Below are 20,450 nucleotides of genomic sequence, written 5' to 3' on the forward strand. Positions count from 1 at the left end.
AAGTAGAAAATGTACATAATACTTCCCCCACTTCCCCACTCCCCCCATCCCCCGCTCCCCCGCTCTTCTCTAGTCCCTAACTATAACCTCGCGCTGTCCCGATCGCAACAAAATCCAGCCGATCGCAGCTACCAATGCACCAACAACAAGAAATCCCATATCCCAAGCCAATTGATTGGGGCCGGGTTTAACATGATGAATACCCAAAATTTGGTGATTTATCAGACCTTCAACAACATTAAACGACCCCGCACCGATCAGCAATGAACCACCAAAAACCTTTAATGATAGAGGAACGTTGCTATTAGAACTGGCACGCCACAGAAACCCAATTCCAACAGCTGTGAGAACATACATACCAGCATGAAATAAACCGTCCCAGCGTGTGTTCGCTTCTACATCAGAGATGCTATCGGTAGGCAGAACATTTGTCAGCATATGATGCCATTGCAGGATTTGGTGAAATACAATCCCATCAAAAAATCCGGCAGCACCCATACCGATCGACACACCCGCAGCAATCAAGCTTCCCAGTTGGTTTTGTTGTTTATCCATACCAATCCTCCTATTATAGATAGGGACTAGGGGCTAGGGGCTAGGGACTAGGGGAAGAAGTGTTTAGAATCAAGGGTTTGGTGGAATTCAGAATGCCTTAACTGCCGATTCGGTTGCTATAACTAATCCCTTTTTTACCATAAAGCCGAAACAGCCAAAAAAATTTTCTGAATTTGAAGCTCCGTCCGATCATTGCGGAGCAAATCCAAAATCCAAAATCCAAAATCCAAAATCCAAAATCTTAGTTCTGACGCTTATTGTTGCGGCTCTAGGGCTTTTTTCGGATCGGATGGTTCTAGGACAGAACCGTATAGCTCGACGAATCTTTTAAAGAGCAACATTGTTTCGCGATCGGAAACAGTATTGGGATTGAACAATCGGGATAGATTTTTTTCAGCTATCTTCTGTAAATAAGGCAGGTCTTCAAACAGAGTCAAACAAGATGCGAAGTGCAAAAGTATTTGCAACAACGGTTTTGGCCAGTTGAGATTGCTGTAAATATCTATACAGAATTGATGTTCGCGATCGTTGATAGGAAAGACATAAAACATGACAATGATTCTCTTATCCCCGTTTACGGGGATGTTGAGTTCAACCGTGTAGGGAGTATGGAGGATTAAGAGTACCTCAACTATCGGTTGTCTCCAAATCCGCAAAGCGTTGAATGGCGAATCTAAGATGGTTTGAAATTTGATCGCGCCACCGAGCGCTGTAGGCTGGAAATCGGTCACTTTAATAACCTTCAAGTTATTTAAGCTAAAATTGTGAATTGATTCCAAATGTTTTAAGTTCAACAAGTGATAAATTTGGCACAAATGGGGAAATGGCAAAATGTATTCCTGGCTGATCGTGTGCTGATACGGTAACTCAAACTTTCTGGTCTGAATCGGACATAAACCAAGTTTGCGATCGCCAGCATTTCCCTCAACACCGCCACTAAAGCTTTCCTCTGGCTTCAAATACAGCCAACTCAAAAAGAACAGAGACGCTGTAAATACCTGCATCAGGTCTATAGCAGATAAATAGCCATCAGCAATTGAAGCAAGACTTCTATCGGTGATTCCAAATAGCCAAGACGGGATACCTATGAGCCAAAGACCGTTTCTGAGATTAGCTATTATAGCATAAATCTCTACAGATTGTTTGTTATTCATAAAGGAGATTTGTTTACTAAGTTGCTTTTTAGCAGATGGTAACAATGGCTTAAACAATAGATAAAAAAAATATCCTGGGAGTTCAGAAAGTAAAAGTTAAACAGTTAGTTAATTTCTAACTCAAGAGTGAGGTTGTTTTACTTAACGCTGCCAAACTCCCAGAGAACATTACCTTGGAGAGCCATGTCTTACGCTTACAACAAAAATAACAAATAATATTTATAGAGACTTCTATCGCAAGTTTAGATTTACTTTATATCAAAAGTATAAATACAAGGTTAAGCGCCTATCTCCAAATATATAAATAATCTCTCTTTTCATCTAATTGTTAAATTTGCGACAGCCAAAAAACTAGCTACCAGGTTTATTGTAAAATTCGGGGATGTCACCATAACCGAAATTAAAAATTTAATTATAATAATAAATATATTATTTACATCTATCTAAAGTGAAGTATAAATAGAATACGGTGACGAATTTCGGTGCTGTTTTTATTCTCGATCGCTTTAAGAGAAGGCTTGTTCCTATAGACAGACGAGCAGATAAGCTTGCAGATATAGATTGTAGGGATAGGCTGTTAATGCCTGAGCGATCTGAGCGGAGTGAAATCTGGTGGAGCCAGATCGCGATCGCAACAAAATTGGAGGAGAGTAAACAGCATGAGTTTATTGTCAGTAGATGAAATCAAAACACTGGTAGAACAACCAAAGGGATTGTCCGTTTCCATATATATGCCTACATACCGAGGGGGAGCAGAATTGCAACAAAATCCCATCCGGTTTAAAAATGCCATACGAAAGGCAGAAGAACTTTTAGTCGAAAATGGTCTCAGCGACAGAGAAGCATTAAAATTTTTACAGCCCGCCCAAGAAGAACTCGATCGCGGCGATTTTTGGGAACAACAAGACAATGGTTTGGCAATTTTTATTGCTGATGGAGTATTGCATTACTACCGCTTGCCGGTAAATTTTGATGACTTAGTTGTAGTCACCGAGCATTTTCATCTCAAACCGCTAATGCGCCTGCTGACTGGCGATGGGCAGTTTTACATTTTGGAGATCGCTCAAAAGCAAATCAGGTTCCTAGAATGCACGCGCTTCAGCGCCAAGGAAGTCGAGTTGGAAGACGTACCGAAAAATATGGACGAAGCTCTCCAATATGACGAGACTGCTAAAGACGGTCAGCACCGTATCGCTACATCAAAAGGAGGAACTAACAATTCTTTCCAGCAGCCAGGTACTTTTCACGGACAGGGAAGTCCGGACAAGGATAATATCAAGCGGGATCTCCTGCAATTCTTCTACGCAGTCGATCGTGGATTGCAGAAATATCTCAACGGTAAAAAAGCACCTTTGGTGTTATCGGGAGTAGAGTATCTATTTCCAATTTACCGACAAGCAAATAGCTACCAGCATCTAGTTGAAGAAGGTATTACTGGCAACAATAAAATACTCACTCCGGAAGAGTTACACGCGCTAGCATTGCCAATTGTTGAACCGATATTTTTACAGTCACAGCAACAGGCGATCGAACACTACAAAGAACTGACAAGCACCGGCAAAACTTGCACTGATGTTAAAGAAGCTGTTCCAGCCGCTTATTTCGGTCGAGTCGAGGAATTGTTTGTGGCGGTAGGCGTGCAGCAGTGGGGAAATTTCGATCCCGATACGAACACAGTTTATATGCACCCCGAACCGGAAAAAGGCGATCGAGATTTATTGGATGCAGCGGCAATTCAAACACTTTTGAACGGCGGTACTGTCTATGCAGTCGAACCGGATAAAGTACCTGATGAAGCGCCGTTAGCAGCTGTGTTTCGATATTAATCAATCGGTCATGGTTAATGATTCATTATCGATCGCCATTAACCATGAACCATTAACTATCCAAGGGAGATAACGAAATGGAAATGACGACAACAAATACTACCAACCAACAGGAAACGTCTGGCAACGTCACTGATGCAGAGCGTTGGACATCGTTAATCGGTGGTGGCGCACTCGTACTTTACGGTTTGTCGCAACGCTCTCTTAGAGGTGCGTTAATGGCAGTTGCTGGTGGGGGTTTAGTTTATCGCGGCGTAACCGCACAAACGGGTATTCAGGAAGCAACAGGCATGAATCAAAGCATTAAAGTTGAAAAGACGGTAACTATCAATAAATCGCCTGAAGAACTCTATCGCTTCTGGCACAATTTTGAGAATTTGCCTCGCTTTATGAAGCATCTAAAACACGTAAAAGTATACGATGAAAAACGCTCCCACTGGATTGCCAGCGCACCTATGGGTAATAGCGTGGAATGGGATGCAGAAATCATCAACGACCAACAAAACAAGTTAATTGCCTGGGCTTCAGTTGAAGGTGCAGATATCGATAATTCCGGTTTTGTGCGCTTTCAACCCGCACCTGCCGATCGCGGTACTGAAGTGAAAGTTGTGATGGAATACAATCCGCCTGGTGGTGTGCTGGGATCTGCGATCGCCAAACTTTTCGGTGAAGAACCGGAACAGCAAATCGGAGACGATCTGCGCCGCTTTAAGCAATTGATGGAAGCTGGTGAAATTGCCACCACAGAAGGTCAAACTTCTTGTCGTCAGTAATTGACAAGCAAAAAAATTCCCGTACATAGAAACCCGGTTTCTTAAAGAAACCGGGTTTCTGCGTTGTACTTTATCTGAGTTTAAGTTGTAGCGTGCATCAGACCCCTGAATTTTGGATCTCATCAGTAATTTTATCGCTAGTGACGCACCCTACTTAATTTAACAAGCAACTTGAAAAGCTGCTTAATTGCCGCCTGAAGTGACAGATTTATGGTGTTGGTGGCTATCTTCTGGCTTGGGACGCCATTGCCCATCTTCACCTGGTTCGTATTCTTGCTTGACGCTGTTCCAAGCAACATTCATAGCGGCTTCTTCGCTCATACCGTCTTCACTGGCGCTATTGTATGCTGCCAGAAAAATTTGCTGGGCACCTTGATTTAGCTGTTGTTGTACTTCCGAAGGTAAATCTTGTAGTTGTTTTTGAGACATTAACCCGCTCCTAGTTTTATTTCCGTCTGGGATCATCGTAAAAAGCTCAACAAACAAGTTCCTCTTTCTGGAAGGTAGTATGTATTATTTACCCATCTATCTCAGGGATAAACAATGAGTTAAGCGATTTCGTATCCAGTAATACAAATAGGACTTACGCAAAGAAACCGGGTTTCTAGATCGTCATTTTTACCTTCTTACCGAGTGGCATCTGTGTCGCTTATAAATTAATCGTCTCAATTTAAAAAATGGGTTTAATCAGACTTAAGGGTGAAAGCATCTTTGGGTGCGATCGCAAATCCGACAAAAGTAGGAAGATTTTTAAATTTATATTAACGGGCAATCTTTCGGGGCAAAGATGAGGAAGATACCCAAGTTTCCCGGCTTTATGCAGTGGGCGTTCCGGCGAACTTTCGCGATGAAAGATATGCGTCGGGGTTAGGGCGTCGGGCGTCGGGCGTCGGGGGAGTTGCTATGGTTGTGGGTTTAGCCCTTGCAAAGCCAAACCCAACGATTTCTCTGCTAACCAGTTGGGTTTTGTTCCTGGAAACCTTTTTAGATTTTGGATTGTCAATTATTCAATCCAAAATCTAAAATCTAAAATTTTGTCATCGGGACAGTTTCCGATCGAAACGAAAAGCCCTCACTGCAAGACAGCGAGGGAGGTTCGGTTGAAACAGAGCGCTCGGTGATTAAACTGCTAACTTTAGAATCTCTTTTTTTGAAAAGAAGACCATGAGCGATTATTTAGATGAGAATGGCAGTCATACCTAATTTGAGGCTGGTGCTTCTTCAAAACCTCCTCAATTAAGTCATTTATTCTATTAATTCTATGTTTAAGGCATTCCGGGTCAATCGCGGCCCAAATAATAGCTCTGTTAGTTTTACTCATTTGTGTTGGCCAACACAAAATATATGTGATTTCAATTACATATTTCGCTAAAAATAGTTTGACAGCCTCTTACTTAGGGTAGAGAAGACATAAAAATAACCCGATCGCAGTAGTTTGCATACAAAATTTATTAACTATTTCATCTATCTAAAGAGTGATAAAATCAAAACAGTAGGGGTGAGGTTCCGCCGCCTCTACCCAGTTCTCAACGAGAAATACGAAAAACCCAAATTCATTCGTACTCAGTAACAAAATTTGAATAAAGTAAAAACTTATACTAATGTTAAATGATAAGCTTATTCCAAAAGCTTCTTCGATAGGATGGCAAAAGATATGCAACTGCTTCAGCTTTAAAGTTGCTTTAAATTGTATGAAACCGGACTTGCCATTCAAACCCACACAAGCGCGTCGCACTTGGACTCCTAATTTCGTTCTGGTTTTGAGTCTGGTGCTGACTGCGATCGCCAGCTACTACGTCTCCGCAATGACAAGAGCTAAAGACGAGCTCCGGTTTGAAAATGCAGTCCAGCGCACCCAGAACGACATTCAAAAACGTTTGGACACTTACATCACTCTGCTGCGTACAGGTAGTGGGTTATTTGCTGCTTCCGAGCAAGTTAGCCGCGATGAATTTCGTGCCTATATCGATCGCCTCGAACTCCGCCGCACTTACCCAGGAATTCAGGGAATCGGTTTCTCAGTGCGAGTATCCCCCTCAGAAAAAGATCGCCTCATAGCGGATATGCGTAAGCAAGGAGTAAAAAATTTTACGATAAGACCGCAATACAAACGTGCCGAATATCACTCGATTATTTATCTGGAACCGTTAGATCGGCGAAATCAAGCTGCGATCGGTTTTGATATGTTCGCCGAACCGATCCGCCGCGCTGCAATGGAACGGGCACGGGACACTGACTCACCCGCAGCATCCGGTAAAGTAATCTTGGTTCAGGAAATCGACAAACACAAGCAAGCTGGCTTCCTAATTTATGTGCCTGTTTATCGCAATGGCACAACACGCAACACAGTCGCGCAGCGTCGAGCCGCATTGCAGGGTTTTATCTACAGTCCTTTTCGTGCGGATGATTTAATGGCGGGAATTTTCAGCAACGAAGAATTTCCCTTCTTGGACTTTCAAATTTATGACGGAACTGCTCCCGACGCGAAAAACCTGTTGCACTCCTCAGATAGTAAGAGTGATTTCCAGCACAGATTTTACCGACCTCGCTTTACCACCACGATAAAGATAGATATCGCCGGACGCCCTTGGACTATTGTTTTCACTTCCCGACCGGAACTCGATCGCCTTTCCGAAACAAGGCTGATGCCTTACATCGCCGTTGTGGGTGTGTCGATCGGTTTGATACTGTTCGCTGTCACGCGCAGTCAAGTTCGCGCCCGCATTGCCGCAGAAAGTTTAGCGGTTGACTTGCGCGATTCGGAACGAGCGCTCAAACAAAGCGAGGAAAGATTTCGGCAACTGACTGAAAAAGTCCGCATCATTCCTTGGGAGGCAGATGCTATGACTGGGAGATTCACTTATGTTGGGCCTCAAACAGTGGATATCCTTGGCTATGCGCTAGAAGATTGGTACACCGATAACTTTTGGGAAAAACACATTTACTCAGAAGATCGAGAGTGGGCGATCGAGTTTTGTCAAAATGGCACAGTTTCTCAGGAAAACTACGAATTTGAATACAGAATGTTGGCAGCGGATGGAGACATTGTATGGTTACTCGATCTCGTGAATGTCGTGCGAGATGAAAATGGGCCGAAACTGCTGCGCGGCATTATGATCGACATTACCGATCGCAAGTTGGTAGAGGCAGAACGCACCCGACTTCTAGAACGCGAACAGGCAGATCGCGCTGAGGCGGAGGCGGCAAACCGTATGAAGGATGAGTTTCTGGCAACGCTTTCCCACGAGTTGCGAACGCCTCTGAATGCAATGGTGGGATGGACGACTTTACTGCGAACTCGAAAGTTTGACGAAGCTACTACTGCCCGTGCTTTGGAGACAATCGATCGCAATACAAAGGCACTTTCCCAACTGATTGAAGATCTGTTGGATGTCTCGCGCATTATGACGGGCAAGTTCCGCTTTGATTTACGTGCGGTCAATCTGGCTGCTACGATCGAGGCTGCTATTGATGCGGTGCGATCGGCTGCGGAAGCAAAAAATATTATCATTAATTCGGTATTTGAAGACCGATTTTGTTTAGTATCTGGCGATCCTACTCGCTTGCAGCAAATTGTCTGGAATTTGCTTACGAATGCAATTAAGTTCACACCCAAGGGAGGGCAGGTTGAGGTTCATCTCGATCGCCATAACTCGAATGCACAAATAACTGTGATCGATACCGGTCAAGGCATTTCTCCTGAATTTTTACCTCATATTTTTGAACGCTTCCGTCAAGCTGATGCCAGTATCACTCGCAAACACGGCGGTCTTGGCTTAGGGCTGGCAATTGTTCGCCATCTAGTCGAATTGCATGGCGGAACTATTCGCGCTGAAAGTCCAGGAGAAGGACAGGGAGCAAAGTTTATCGTGACTCTACCGTTTAGGGCGATTAGCGACTTATCCCAAGTTTCCGAAGTTGCGAGTTCGGATCGGCAAGATATACTTAGCGATCGAAACGAGAATGTAGCGATCGACAAATCTTTATTCCTAAATAATTTATCCGTGCTTGTTGTTGATGATGAACCCGATGCACGCGAGTTGGTGACTGCTGTACTGGAAAAAAGCGGCGCTAAAGTAACAGCAGTGGGATCGGCTAAAGAAGCTTTTGCGATAATTACTGAGGCTGCTGGTGGTAGAAGACCGGATATTCTAATTAGCGATATCGGGATGCCAGAAGAAGATGGATATACTTTAATCCGCAAGATTAGGGCGCTTAAGCCAGATCGAGGCGGACAAATTCCCGCTATAGCGCTCACAGCATATGCTAGAGCAGAGGAACGAGCAAGAGCGATCGCTGCCGGTTTTCACATCCACATACCAAAACCTGTCATACCAGAAGAATTGATTGCAGTAGTTGCCAACCTGCTAGGGGCTAGGGGTTAGGGGCTAGGGATTAGGGAAGAGGGAAGAGGGAAGAGAGAAGAGGGAGAGGGAAGAGGAAGAGGGAGAGGGAAGAGGGAGAGGGAAGAGGGAAGAGGGAAGAGAGAACAATATTAATTCTCCCACTCTTCCCCTAGTCCCTAACCCCTAACCCCTAGCGATCGCAAAGCACCTTATCCTTTTGACTGACATTTTGATTAGTTTGCAAATAATTACGTGCCAAATTGCAACTTTTAGTTAAAAGATCTTCGAGGTTGAAATTCCAGAGAATTACCTTGTTATCGGAACTTGCAGAAGCAAGCATCTGACCGTCCGGCGACCAAGATAAACTCCTTACTTCACCTTGATGATTTTTCAAACTTCTCAGCAGGCTACCGTCAATGTGCCAAAGTCTCACCATTTTGTCTGTACTGGCTGTTGCCAGTGTTTGACCGTCAGGACTGAAACTGACGCTGGTGACTTTACCTCTATGCCTTAAAATACTCAGTAAAGTGCCTTCAATTTGCCAAAGTTTTACAGTTCCGTCCGCACTAGCAGAGGCAAGCATATGACTGTCGGGACTGAAACTTATGCTTGTTACCGAACTGCTGTGTCCTTGCAAATCTCTTTCCCACACACCGTCGCGACTCCAAAGTTTGACGGTGCCATCCGCATCGGCGGAGGCAAGTGTTCTGCCGGTAAAACTCCAATTTACGCAGGTTACCCAACCGCGATGTCCTGCTAAGTTTTTGACTGCTTGACTGTTCAATTTCCAAAGTTTAACGGTGCCATCTGCACTAGCAGAAGCGAGTGTTTTGCCGTCTGGGTTAAAACTTATGTTTGTTACTTTATCGTGATGTCCATTGAAAATTTTGAATGGGCGAGTTTCACTCACAGCTTTGCCGTTTGTGTGCCAAAGTTTGATTGTGCGATCGTCGCTAGCTGCGGCAAGTATTTGACCGTCAGGGCTGAAATTTAAGCTGTTAATTTTAGCGCTAGCAAGATTAAATGTAGCGAGTGCTTTGCCATCGCTTTGCCAAAGTTCGATCGCTCCATTATCGCTCGCCGCAGCGAGCATAAAAGTTTTTGCTTGTTTTCCCCCCAATTTTTGAGGGCTAAAGGTTATGAAAGTTATTTTACTGCTATTTTCCGGCAAGCGATCGGGCTGTTTTAGCGAGTAGATTGCTTGATTGAGGGCGAGTAAAACTCTCATCCGAGTATCCGAGTTAATTCCAAATGGCAATTTTTGCACTCTTTTGCCTGCGCGGATGCTTTCTATTAAGGCATCCCATTTTTTGTTAGATTCCAACAGTGCTTCTGAATATAAGCTGATGGCGTTAATTTCGGTGTTTCTGCGATCGCTCCATATTTTTAGCCAAACTATCTCGGCGATTAAGGTGAAGAATAACACTAAAACTACGAGCGCTCTGATATTAATTGCCACTCGCATTTGGCGCTCGTGTTTGAGTTTGGCTTCAGTTAATTTTCGGCGCTCTTGCTCTTTACTCAGTTCGGCAAGTAAATCTTTTTCTCTACTCAGTCGCTCAATTTCAGTCCGACTTTGTTGTTCTCGATCGCGCAATTCTGCTAGGGCTGATTCTTGGCTGGCTGCGAGGAATTGATAATCGCGATCGCTCAAGCTTTTGCCTGTCGCCCAATTGAGTGCTTCTTGCAATGCTTGCCCTCGCAACAATCGCGATTCATCTTGACAGTTGGATGTTAACCATGCTAATAATGCTGCGCCATGAGGACGCAAGTCGGAAAAAGCTTTTTCAACCCAATTTAAGTTAAAAATTGCTTCGTAAATGCGATTGTAAACTCTTAATTTACCAGCACGCATAACCACCAAACCCGATAGTCTCAGTTGCGCTTGTTCGGGTGTGTCATCGGCGGGAATTTCTCCCTCTTCTAATATTTTTTGATAAAGTCCCAGCAATCTGCCGGCGCGTTGTTGATTGGAGAGGATGCGATCGCGTATCGTTTTTATATGTGCTGGTTCATCGTGGGATTCCCAATTTTCGATAATATAAAATTTTACTAATTCGGTAATTGTCGCGGGTTCATTGTTGATAGTTGATTGTACTACTAATTTACAAAGTTTTTGCGATAGAAACGGCTGTCCGCCTGTCCATTCCAATATCTCTTTTAAAATTTCTTGAGAATTGTCTAATTTTTCTACCAATCCTTTGGCTAGGGGTTGAGCTTCGTGCAGTGCAAAACCATTTAATTCGATCGCACGACCGATATTAAACGGCGTGCGAGTCGGATCGGAAATTAAATCGCTGGGCGTAGCGACTCCCAACAAAGCAAATGTAAGCCGCTGGTATTTTGATTTTTGGGCACGTTTGTTGTGGCAGGATCTAATCAGGGCAAAAAAGTCGTCTAGAGGTTCTTTGAAACTGAGGACGCTATCAATTTCATCGATAAAAATTACGATATTTTCAGTAACTTTTACCAGCAGCACTTCTTCTATCAATTCACCTAAACGTTGGACTGGGGGAATTAATTCGCGATCGCGCCACCAGTTCATAAACTCCATCGTGTTAAACAAATTGAAATTTGTCAAGAGTTTGTAGGCGACACCTCCATACCATTTTTCCAAAGAAACTTGCTGACTGCCAATATCTGAAAGGTCGATCGTAGCGCAGGCGACGCCTTCAGCTTTTAGTCTTTGCATCGTGCGTACCAGCAAGCTAGACTTACCCATTTGTCGAGAATTGAGTACATAGCAAAATTCTCCTTTTTTCAGTCCTTCATATAAGTCATTGTCAGCTTTTCGCACCACATAAGTTGGTGCATCTACTGGTAAACTTCCGCCGATTTGATATTGGTATTTTTTTGGCATATAAATAAATTTTAAATTTGAGAGTTTAGATTGAGATATGAGTGCTAAAGGCATTATATTAGGAGTTAAGCAAAAAAACCCGGTTTCTCTGAAAAATCGTGGGTTTAACAGCTAAAGATATCCGAAGAAACCTGGTTTCTAGCGCCAGGGTAATTTCTGTATATAAGAAAAGCGATCGCCCTTGGTTTCCTTGAGCGTAAGATAAGAGCGATCGCATCCTACCCATGCTTAATAAATCTGTTTTACATTGCCATTATTTTCTTCTCCCACAATCGCACCAATCCCCTCCAAAGTCGATGGAATACTGCGCGGATCGACAAACATCACCTTGCTGCTTCCACTGCTACCAATCTTGATACCCATTTCCAGATAATTTTGCGCCAGTAAAAACTGCAAAGACTTGGTAGCATTGGGATCGGCATTTAACTTTTTGCCAATAATTTCCATCGCCGCCGCCACACCTTGCGCCTTTAAAACTTGCTCTTTTTGTTGCGCTTCCGCTGACAAAATCGCTGCTTTTTGCCGCGCTTCAGCTTCAATCAGTTGTGCTTCAGCTTCCCCTCTGGCTGCATTAATTACCGCTTCTCTTTCCCCTTCCGATGTAAGAATAGCAGCTTGTTTTTTCCGTTCCGCAGACATCTGCAATTCCATCGCACCTTGCACAGTTTTAGAAGGAACAATTTCCCGCAATTCCACCCTCGTCACCTTCACACCCCAAGGTTCGGTGGCTGTATCTAAATCTCGCAACAAACTTTTGTTGATTGCAGTGCGTGCGGTGAAGGTTTCATTCAGTTCAAGGTTACCCATTTCTGAGCGAATTTGAGTTACCACCAAATTCACAATTGCTGCTTGCAGATTTTGCACTTTGTAATAAGCTTTCTCAATGTTAATAATCCGCCAGTAAACCACCGCATCTACACTAATGGAAACGTTATCGCGGGTAATACAAGTTTGAGGACTGATTTCTAAAACCTTTTCTCGCGTAGTTTCTTTGAAAACCACTTGCGACAGAAAAGGAGTAATGAAATTCAAACCCGGTTCTAATTTTTTGCCATCATATCTACCGAGAAATTCGACTAATGCTTCATCGCCTTGATTGATAATTTTGATACTACCAGCGAGAGTTGCTGTACCTGTAATTGCCATAAATGCCAGCCACATTAAATAATCCATGATTAATCTCCTTTTTGTGTGTCTGAGAGGCGAGAAACCGGGTTTCTCATCCTGACATTACCAAGCTTTTTGGGTGAATAACTAAAGAAACCCGGTTTCTTTTAGCCTTGTCTAAGAATTGAACATTGTTTCGGGAGCGACAATCAAAGTATTGCCTTCTCGGTGTAAAACGTAAACTTTTTGATTGGATGCGATCGCACCTGTTTTATCCGCACATCGCGCTTGCCAAAAACAACCTTCATAGAGAACTTGTCCGTTTTCTCCCGGCAAAATATCGGTCACAGTTTTTGCTTCTGTTGCATCGGGAATGACAAACTTTTTACGCTTGATTAAGGTGGGACGCACCCAGATAATACAAGCAAAACATACGCCCATCCAGTACAGAATTTGGATGCCAAAATCTTCGTACATGATGATGTTCCAATCGATTCCCAGTCTTACGGTCATTTGCCATACCACAATTGATGTAATAAAGGCGCTTGCTGCCATAGACAAGGCAATAAATTTATATTGAGAAGGCAATTTTTTGGCAAGTAAAAATTCACTGGTAGTGAGAATAACTCCCGCAATTAACCAAAACCAAGGTGGAGTGATGATAAAGTTGCGATCGCTCGTTATTTGTGCCAGCAACCAGATTGGGTAAAAGTCCACAATTCCATAACCTCCTACTGAAAAATCTTTTTAGGTACGACAATTAAAGTGTTGCCTTCGCGACGCAAAACATAAACTTTTTGGTTGGGTGGAATCGCCTCGATATGATCGTCACAACTCGCCTGCCAAACAGAACCTTCATAAAGTACCTCTCCAGTTTGTGCTGGTGTAATTTCTGTTATAGTTCTGGCTTCGGTTGCGTCTTTAATAACTTTATTTCTCTGTTTTAGAAACATCGGACGTATCCAAATAACGCAAGCCGTAGATACTCCCATCCAATACAAAATTTGAAAATTAAACGGCGGAACTCTGTTTGCTCGAAACAAAAACAGCGCTAAAAGAAAAGCGCAAATTCCTGTTGTTAACGGCACGAATCGAAAGCTTTTTGCGAAAGTTTTTGGTAAAAATAACTCAGTTAAGCAAAGACTCATACTAACTGCTAGCCAGAACAACGCTAAACTTAACTGCGATCCGATCCAGGTAAAGCTAGGCAACACATTAACCTCCCGCTAAGTTCATCCATATTCACCAAACCTTTGCTATTTTCTATTTAGACAGATGTTTTATTGAGTTCTTGACTGACTTGTTCGAGAATTCATCGACTTCTCATCGACTTTGGACACTTTTTCCAGCGGCATTCCCAGAAACTTCCGAATCAGATTAATGGTTTCTAGTTTTTGTGCGATCGACTTAATTCCCAAGTTTAGAGTTACGCTTTCACCAGATGCCAAAAAAATTGCAATTTCATAATCACTTGCATCATGATGCTGCCATCCATTTGATTGAAGTTGGACATCTAAAATATCCGCCATAAAATACCAACTCACCTTGGTTTTAAGCAAGCCGCGTCGCTGGATGCTTAAGCTGTTGTAGTCTTTATCAAAATGATATATAATCACCCGTCCAGGCCAAATCAGCACGAAAGCGCTTGCGATTAGGTTGAATATAATAAAAAATGGCATCCACAAGAAATTCATGAACGGGCTAAGTTGCCAGTAGATTAGCAGAACGATCGAAAAGGTGCCTAATATCCAGCCAGTTGTACCAAGCCAAAGGTAATAAGGTCGATACCGCAATTTCAGTTGAGTTTTTGTATTTTCTAGGATAACCATAGTTTTATTTTCCTATTTTCGTAAATTAGAGAATAGAGAAACCGGGTTGATTAGCTTGTGAAATTGCTATAAATAAGCTGGTTGAATAAACTCGGTTTCTCTATAATTACGAGCAAGTTTATCAACGGGCGTTTACCCGCACATCAGAAGAGTCGATCGCGTGCGCTGATGCGGTTATCGGAGCTAAAATTTCTGCATCTTTTGATGCGGGTATTGCCAAACGCCATACTCTGATACCGCCTTCTAAAACAATCAAATTCAAATCTGTTTTTTCCAATTCTTTGTAGGCTTTAATCGAACGCGGCCCAGATGTACAATAAAGTACGATTGTTGGCTGAATATGATTTTTTTGCACATACTTTTGTGCCATAACGCGAATCTGATGCACGCCAAAACCACTTTGAATATCTGTTAGCGGTACAAGTGGACTATTACCGATGCGATCTTCGGCGTATTCTTCTGGCGATCGCACATCAATCAAAATCGCATTTTTTAATTTTCCCTGCTTCAATTCGGAAAGGGTTATTTTTTTGGCACTCAAACTGGCGATAAAAGTTGGCACATCCATATAATTAACCATTGCTGCTACAGTAACTGAACTAACACCTAGAATACTGAGAGAAAGAATGATAGATAAAGGACGCAAATAACGCAAAATACCGTTCTTTGATGGAGAGATTTTCATTTTCGTCACAAAATTTTAACTGTTATTGCTTTTCATCAAAACCACTGTTGATTTTGCATCATGTAATAGGCGATCGCCACAATCGGAAATGAGCCTACTTGCATTGACATGACGGTACTTGCAAGACTGGGACGTTTTTCGCGGAGATTGCGTGCGATCGCAAAACCTTTCGCCACAAAACCAAAGATAAATCCAATCAGTAATATCCCTGCTGTCACTGCATAAAGCACATTGCGCTCGGCGGAAGCACTTATCGATTCCACCATTACTGAACTGGCAACGCCTAATCCCATAAAGAATAGATAAACCAATAAAATAAACATCCGTTGGCTAATATTTTTTAAGTACCCTGTGCGCTGACAAAACGAGAGGCACATCGCCGCAGATATAGCCGAGCTAATTATAGATATCGGGAAAAATAGACTGAAAAAAGATGCGTAACTGACAAAGCAAGCTAGCAAGTAAAATATGTTTGCTAAAGTCGTAAATCCACAAGCTTTCAAGTAAGGAATCGATTCTCGTTTGTGCAAAATATAAGCTTCGATGAGAATGATGGTAAGCAGAGGGATTCCATAGCCATAAAATGATACGATCGCCGGCAGTACAAACAGCAGAGAACCAAACTCAAAATTGCTCATACGATAAGAACCACAAGCTGCTGCTGGTAAAGCCAGAATCAGTACTAAGTAGACACCGCCTAACGTAACTTTGATTAAGGATTGCCAATTTTTAGGAGTTACATTTCCGCCTGATTTGCGAATTGCCAGTGCAGAACTATTCATGGTAACGATCGATGAATCAATTCTGTTGTTAAGCTGCATGGCTATTGTCCAAACTCTTGATATTTTCTATTTAGACGGATGCTTGACTGAGTTCTTGACCGACTTCTTCGAGATCTCATCGACTTCTCATCGACTTTCGGTGAGGCTGGCATTTAAGATGTGAGAAGTGTATTTTCTGATGGCGCAGCAATGCCGCGATCGCTAAAAGTTCGCCCCCAGTGCATTCCTACAGTCAAGTCGTCTCTTCTGAGAAACGGCTTTCCCAGTCAAAAAGTCCTCGCCGAGAATTTAGGGATAGCTCAATCCACCGTCAGCAACTTCCTCAATGGCAGACCTGTCGATTATGCGAATTTCCAGGAAATTTGTCATGTTTTGGGGCAAGAGTGGCGAAATATAGCGGATTTTTCCGATAAATCCGATGATGATGAAATACCGCAGCTTAATGCTAAAGTTGCGATTAGCGATCGCACTGAAGACTTCCGCCTCGCCCAGCAGTTGCAGCAAGCTTTGAGTGCTGCGGGACACGAAGTTTTCATGGCCAAAAAAAATCACCCGCCAGAAGAATATTTAAAGGTCTGCGATTACTTGGTATTGTTGTTGTCTTTTGAATCTGCTGTCAGCGAAATCCTATTGGAAGAGGTGCGCGTCGCCAAGGAATTAACAAATCGCAGAGAGCAAGCAGGCAAGAGCAACTATTTAGCTCAAAAACCAGCAATTTTACCGATATGGCTGGATTTATCGCCGAAAAGCCTTTCAAAAGCGATGCCCCTACCGTTTGATTTGTGGCAACTTTTGCAACAAAGTCAGCCGTGGCAATGGCGCGGTGACGAGGATACTTCGACCGTAGTATCCGAAATTCTCAGTGTAGTGGCACAAGGACGCAGCTCTCTGAGTAGCGATCGCGAATTAGCCGTCAACTGGGCCACGGAAGAAACGGGAGATTGGGGACTGAGTATTGACAAAAGCGAAAATCTCCCCCACTCCCTCACTCCAGGTCTCCCCCCTTCTCCTCCTCTACCGGTCGCCGCACCAGAAATACCAGAAGGGCAAGTGCGAGGTGAATCTAGCTTTTATATCGATCGTCCTCCCATCGAAACGCGCTGTTACGAGACGATCTCCCAACCAGGGGCGCTCATCCGCATCAAAGCGCCCAGACAGATGGGTAAAACTTCTCTGATGGCGAGGATTTTGGCGCGAGCAGAAAAACAAGGCTCTCGCACGATCGCCTTAAGTCTTCAGTTAGCAAATAAACGGGTTTTTACCAATTCCGATACATTTTTGCAGTGGTTTTGTGCCAGCATCGGACAAGAGTTGGGAATGCTGGAACACTTGAGTAAAGCTTGGGAATTAGCAGATATTATTGGTAGCAACCTGTGTTGCAAAGCTTATTTTGAACAGTGCTTGCTATCAGAGGTTTCGACTTCTTTAACTTTAGGTTTGGATGAAGTCGATCGCGTATTTGAATCCCCAGAAATTGCCGATGACTTTTTTGGTTTGTTGCGAGCGTTGCACGAAGAAGCCAAACGACGCGAAATCTGGCAAAAATTTCGCTTAATAGTAGTACATTCCACCGAAGTTTACATTCCATTGGATATCAATAAATCGCCTTTTAATGTGGGATTGCCCATAGATTTACCGGAGTTTAACTGGCAGCAAATGCAAGAATTGGCGAGACGGCACGGACTAGATTGGAATGCCCAGCAAGTAGAAAAATTAATGAATTTAGTAGGAGGACATCCCTATTTAGTTCGACTGGCTATGTATCATATTGCCCGTGAAGATGTCACTTTAGATCGAGTGGTGGAAGAAGCTGCCACAGAAGCGGGAATTTATAGCGATCATCTACGGCGACATTTGTGGAATTTAGAAAAATATCCAGATTTGTTAGAAGCGATGAAAGAGGTTGTGACTGCTTCAGCAGGAGTGCGATTGCGATCGGAATTAGCGTTTAAATTAAACAGTATGGGTCTGGTAAAGCTGGATGGCAATAATTGCACTGCCAGATGCCGTTTGTACGAGCAATATTTTCGCGATCGACTCAGTGAAGAAGGGGTTAGGGACTAGGGACTAGGGACTAGGGGAAAAGGGGAAAAGGAGAAAAGGGGAAAAGGGAAAGATTTATTCTTCTACTCACCCGCTCACCCGCTCACCCGCTCCCCCTAGCCCTTAGCCCCTAACCCCTAATCCCTTATTTTTGACTTACTGAATTAGCAACTAGCTGACCAACTTTGGGATCGTACAGGCGCAGGTAATTCCAGTAATTGCTAAACACTTGCTTCACGTATTCTTTAGTTTCCGGAAAAGGAATGTTTTCGATAAATTCATCCGGATCGGTAAATTCTTTCTGTTTGAGCCATTTGGATACATTACCCGAACCGGCATTGTAACTAGCCAATGCGAAGGCAGAGTTATTGGTATATTTTTGGTGAGTTTCAAACAAAAGCCATGTGCCCAGATTAACGTTGTCGTCAGGATTTTCCAAGTTATATTCCTTGAGGTTGATTATTCTGGCTACTGAAGCTGCAACTCCCGGTATCACCTGCATTAAGCCAACAGCACCGGCAGAAGATTTAATATTCGGCATAAATCGGGATTCCTGGCGGATGAGGCTAACCACTAGCAAAGGATTGATCTCGCGTTTTTTCGTCCAAGTTTCGATAATTTCTTGGTACGGAAAAGGATATAGAGCGTACCAGAAAATCGGTTGTTGCTTAAGAGAGTTGAATTCAGCTATATCGGCTGGCTCTTCTCGGTCTTCTAGCGTCGCCACTTCAGAAATTCCCGATAAATAATCCCCTGCTGCCATTTTCAGGAGACCATCGGTAAATTGTTGGGCTACCGTTGGTTTGAGTCTGTTTTTAAATTCCGCTTGCCAGAGTGCCCAAGCATCTCGATCTTGCGCCAGCTGATATAGTTCTTTCAATGAATCAGAGCCAGTTGGCAGTAAAGGGCGTTCGGCGAGGAGCGCTAGTTGAGGCGTCATCTCCCTCACGGTATTAAAGTTTCCCACATCCCAACCCAGGAAGGTGGCAGAACGCCAAGCATAGTAAGATTGCGGGTATTGTGCCACAACCCGCTCAAAAATTGCTTTCGCTTGCTGTTTCTGTCCGAGTCGCATGGCCCATTTGCCTGCCCAAAAACCTGCCTCGCGAGCATTTTCGCTGTTGGGGCTTTGGGTGAGGATTGGCTCGGCCCATTGGAGTGCCGCCTGGTAATCTCCAGCATCTGCCTTGGCTTTGGCAATTTTCCACCGATATTGTGCAGCTGCATCGGAATTGGCATACTTGGTGAGCAATAATTGGCGAGTTTCGGCTGCGGCGCGGGCATTATTGAGATTGTCTAAAGCTTCGGCTTTTACTAGCAGCGCTTCCGGGGCAGAGTCGGGAAATTGTTCGATCGCACGCTCCAGATAAGGCACCGCCTCTATCGAGGGTTCTATTTTGCCGATCTCAACTAGGGCGGTGCCGGTTTCTTTGGCTTTGGAGAAGTCGCTCACCATTTTTTTATAGGCGAGATTGGCGTCTTTCTGCTTCTGGGCTAGCTGGAGTCCCCTGGCGACAAGGTAGGCGTTGTGGGGTGTGGGGGGCGCTTTGGCATAAGCGGCGCTGGCTTGGCCGTATTTTTTGTCGTTCCAGTAGCCTTGAGCGATCGCTTCCCAGTCTTCTGGCTTGAGGGGGTCAACCGGTTTTCCGTCTACCATCCCAGGTAGGGCGAGCAACTTATCCAGCACCTCGCTGATTCCTGGGGTGTCGGAGGCATACTTTGCCAGCAACAACATCAAATCTCTCTGATTGGGTTTCTCTTTGAGCCACAAGCGTGCCATTTCCAGGGTACGGGGATGGCTGGGGTATTTGGCGATCGCTATGTCCCAATCGTTTCGTTTCGTCTTGCCCAGCCCCACCAGAGCTTCTGGCATCAAGGGAGTGTCGGGATAGTATTTGAGCAAATTCTCCCATTCGGCAGTTGCTTTATCTCGATCGCCCATGACTTGATAAGCTTGGGCGCGTTTGGCGATCGCCTGCGCCCCCAGAAGAGAGTAGTCGCACTCCAATCCTTCTAACAAGTCCAGCGCTTTTTGTCCCTGCTGCTGTTGGATCAGATCTGATGCCAGCAGATAACGGGCTCTAGCACCCTCGCGGGAGCCGTCCCCGTTGGCGATCGCTTCTAATTCAGCTACCCGTTTCTCCGGCTGCATCAGCGCCAGCGAGAAAACCCTCTTTTCGCTTTGATATCCCGTCGTTTCGCGGCTTTTTTTGGAGAACAGACACGCGATCGTTCTTCGCGCTAGCCCCCGACCGTATCTTGCTTCTAACAGGGGTACTGCAACCAGCACCACACACAGCCCGACACTGAGAACAGTTGCAATTTGTTGTCTGTCTTGCTTCTGCCTTGATAGATTGTAACGGGACTTTAAACCTGAACTTTTTCTCATAGAGCCTCGTGGCGACAGAAATCCATCTGTTTTTTTAGATAGTTGAGCCAGAGTCAGCAACCCTGTCTGGAATTTACGGCTCGCAGGCTCAACAAGGAAAC

The 20,450-nt window shown here is 44.0% G+C and carries 15 protein-coding genes; 4 read left to right on the forward strand and 11 right to left on the reverse strand.

The window, feature by feature from the left end; all coding sequences use genetic code 11:
• Positions 1-69 precede the first annotated feature (69 nt).
• Both H6G03_RS24250 and H6G03_RS24255 read right to left on the reverse strand, forming a co-directional pair.
• Positions 70-555, reverse strand: a complete 486-nt coding sequence (locus tag H6G03_RS24250) for a DUF2243 domain-containing protein (protein WP_190469811.1) — start codon at positions 553-555, stop codon at positions 70-72.
• 254 nt (positions 556-809) lie between these two features.
• Entirely contained in the window at positions 810-1,709 is a 900-nt protein-coding gene (locus H6G03_RS24255; protein WP_190469814.1) for a hypothetical protein, read from the reverse strand.
• Between the two features lie 659 nt (positions 1,710-2,368).
• Here H6G03_RS24255 and H6G03_RS24260 point away from each other — a divergent pair.
• Positions 2,369-3,535: a baeRF3 domain-containing protein gene (locus tag H6G03_RS24260; RefSeq protein WP_190469817.1), complete on the forward strand. Its 1,167-nt coding sequence runs from the start codon at positions 2,369-2,371 to the stop codon at positions 3,533-3,535.
• Between the two features lie 83 nt (positions 3,536-3,618).
• Positions 3,619-4,308, forward strand: coding sequence for an SRPBCC family protein (locus H6G03_RS24265; protein ID WP_456057580.1), 690 nt, complete (start codon positions 3,619-3,621; stop codon positions 4,306-4,308).
• 183 nt (positions 4,309-4,491) lie between these two features.
• On the opposite strand, the gene H6G03_RS24270 is transcribed toward H6G03_RS24265, so the two are convergent.
• Positions 4,492-4,737 carry a ChaB family protein gene (locus H6G03_RS24270; protein WP_190469823.1) on the reverse strand — a complete coding sequence of 82 codons (246 nt, stop codon included), beginning with the start codon at positions 4,735-4,737 and terminating at the stop codon, positions 4,492-4,494.
• 1,262 nt (positions 4,738-5,999) lie between these two features.
• Here H6G03_RS24270 and H6G03_RS24275 point away from each other — a divergent pair.
• Complete coding sequence (locus H6G03_RS24275) at positions 6,000-8,693, forward strand: CHASE domain-containing protein (protein ID WP_199315459.1); 2,694 nt, start codon at positions 6,000-6,002, stop codon at positions 8,691-8,693.
• A gap of 151 nt (positions 8,694-8,844) precedes the next feature.
• On the opposite strand, the gene H6G03_RS24280 is transcribed toward H6G03_RS24275, so the two are convergent.
• From H6G03_RS24280 to H6G03_RS24310, 7 genes are all read right to left on the reverse strand, one after another.
• Positions 8,845-11,514 carry an AAA-like domain-containing protein gene (locus H6G03_RS24280; protein WP_190469826.1) on the reverse strand — a complete coding sequence of 890 codons (2,670 nt, stop codon included), beginning with the start codon at positions 11,512-11,514 and terminating at the stop codon, positions 8,845-8,847.
• Positions 11,515-11,742: 228 nt separating this feature from the next.
• Positions 11,743-12,687: an SPFH domain-containing protein gene (locus H6G03_RS24285; protein ID WP_190469829.1), complete on the reverse strand. Its 945-nt coding sequence runs from the start codon at positions 12,685-12,687 to the stop codon at positions 11,743-11,745.
• Between the two features lie 111 nt (positions 12,688-12,798).
• Positions 12,799-13,338 (reverse strand): NfeD family protein, encoded by a 540-nt coding sequence (locus H6G03_RS24290; RefSeq protein WP_190469832.1) that lies wholly within the window; start codon positions 13,336-13,338, stop codon positions 12,799-12,801.
• A gap of 14 nt (positions 13,339-13,352) precedes the next feature.
• Positions 13,353-13,832 (reverse strand): NfeD family protein, encoded by a 480-nt coding sequence (locus tag H6G03_RS24295; protein ID WP_242060459.1) that lies wholly within the window; start codon positions 13,830-13,832, stop codon positions 13,353-13,355.
• A gap of 69 nt (positions 13,833-13,901) precedes the next feature.
• Complete coding sequence (locus H6G03_RS24300) at positions 13,902-14,450, reverse strand: hypothetical protein (protein WP_190469834.1); 549 nt, start codon at positions 14,448-14,450, stop codon at positions 13,902-13,904.
• A gap of 121 nt (positions 14,451-14,571) precedes the next feature.
• Positions 14,572-15,135 (reverse strand): rhodanese-like domain-containing protein, encoded by a 564-nt coding sequence (locus H6G03_RS24305; RefSeq protein WP_206756847.1) that lies wholly within the window; start codon positions 15,133-15,135, stop codon positions 14,572-14,574.
• 35 nt (positions 15,136-15,170) lie between these two features.
• Positions 15,171-15,956, reverse strand: a complete 786-nt coding sequence (locus H6G03_RS24310; RefSeq protein WP_190469841.1) for a hypothetical protein — start codon at positions 15,954-15,956, stop codon at positions 15,171-15,173.
• A 150-nt stretch (positions 15,957-16,106) separates the two neighbouring features.
• On the opposite strand from H6G03_RS24310, the gene H6G03_RS24315 reads away from it, so the two are divergent.
• On the forward strand, positions 16,107-17,981 hold the full coding sequence (locus H6G03_RS24315; protein ID WP_190469929.1) for an AAA-like domain-containing protein: 1,875 nt from the start codon (positions 16,107-16,109) through the stop codon (positions 17,979-17,981).
• 124 nt (positions 17,982-18,105) lie between these two features.
• Here the strand turns inward: H6G03_RS24315 and H6G03_RS24320 are convergent, their stop codons facing one another.
• Positions 18,106-20,349: a lytic transglycosylase domain-containing protein gene (locus H6G03_RS24320; RefSeq protein ID WP_190469844.1), complete on the reverse strand. Its 2,244-nt coding sequence runs from the start codon at positions 20,347-20,349 to the stop codon at positions 18,106-18,108.
• Positions 20,350-20,450 lie beyond the last annotated feature (101 nt).

It is taken from the genome of Aerosakkonema funiforme FACHB-1375 (assembly GCF_014696265.1).
In the GTDB taxonomy this organism is placed as follows: Bacteria; Cyanobacteriota; Cyanobacteriia; order Cyanobacteriales; family Aerosakkonemataceae; genus Aerosakkonema; species Aerosakkonema funiforme_A.

Bases quoted from the DNA above. Each gene is read 5' to 3' on its own strand.
- H6G03_RS24265 (WP_456057580.1), top strand. From the start codon at position 3,619: ATGACGACAACAAATACTACCAACCAACAGGAAACGTCTGGCAACGTC.
- H6G03_RS24305 (WP_206756847.1), bottom strand. From the start codon at position 15,135: ATGAAAATCTCTCCATCAAAGAACGGTATTTTGCGTTATTTGCGTCCT.
- H6G03_RS24280 (WP_190469826.1), bottom strand. From the start codon at position 11,514: ATGCCAAAAAAATACCAATATCAAATCGGCGGAAGTTTACCAGTAGAT.
- H6G03_RS24260 (WP_190469817.1), top strand. From the start codon at position 2,369: ATGAGTTTATTGTCAGTAGATGAAATCAAAACACTGGTAGAACAACCA.
- H6G03_RS24315 (WP_190469929.1), top strand. From the start codon at position 16,107: ATGCCGCGATCGCTAAAAGTTCGCCCCCAGTGCATTCCTACAGTCAAG.
- H6G03_RS24285 (WP_190469829.1), bottom strand. From the start codon at position 12,687: ATGGATTATTTAATGTGGCTGGCATTTATGGCAATTACAGGTACAGCA.
- H6G03_RS24320 (WP_190469844.1), bottom strand. From the start codon at position 20,349: ATGAGAAAAAGTTCAGGTTTAAAGTCCCGTTACAATCTATCAAGGCAG.
- H6G03_RS24275 (WP_199315459.1), top strand. From the start codon at position 6,000: ATGAAACCGGACTTGCCATTCAAACCCACACAAGCGCGTCGCACTTGG.
- H6G03_RS24255 (WP_190469814.1), bottom strand. From the start codon at position 1,709: ATGAATAACAAACAATCTGTAGAGATTTATGCTATAATAGCTAATCTC.
- H6G03_RS24270 (WP_190469823.1), bottom strand. From the start codon at position 4,737: ATGTCTCAAAAACAACTACAAGATTTACCTTCGGAAGTACAACAACAG.
- H6G03_RS24310 (WP_190469841.1), bottom strand. From the start codon at position 15,956: ATGCAGCTTAACAACAGAATTGATTCATCGATCGTTACCATGAATAGT.
- H6G03_RS24250 (WP_190469811.1), bottom strand. From the start codon at position 555: ATGGATAAACAACAAAACCAACTGGGAAGCTTGATTGCTGCGGGTGTG.
- H6G03_RS24300 (WP_190469834.1), bottom strand. From the start codon at position 14,450: ATGGTTATCCTAGAAAATACAAAAACTCAACTGAAATTGCGGTATCGA.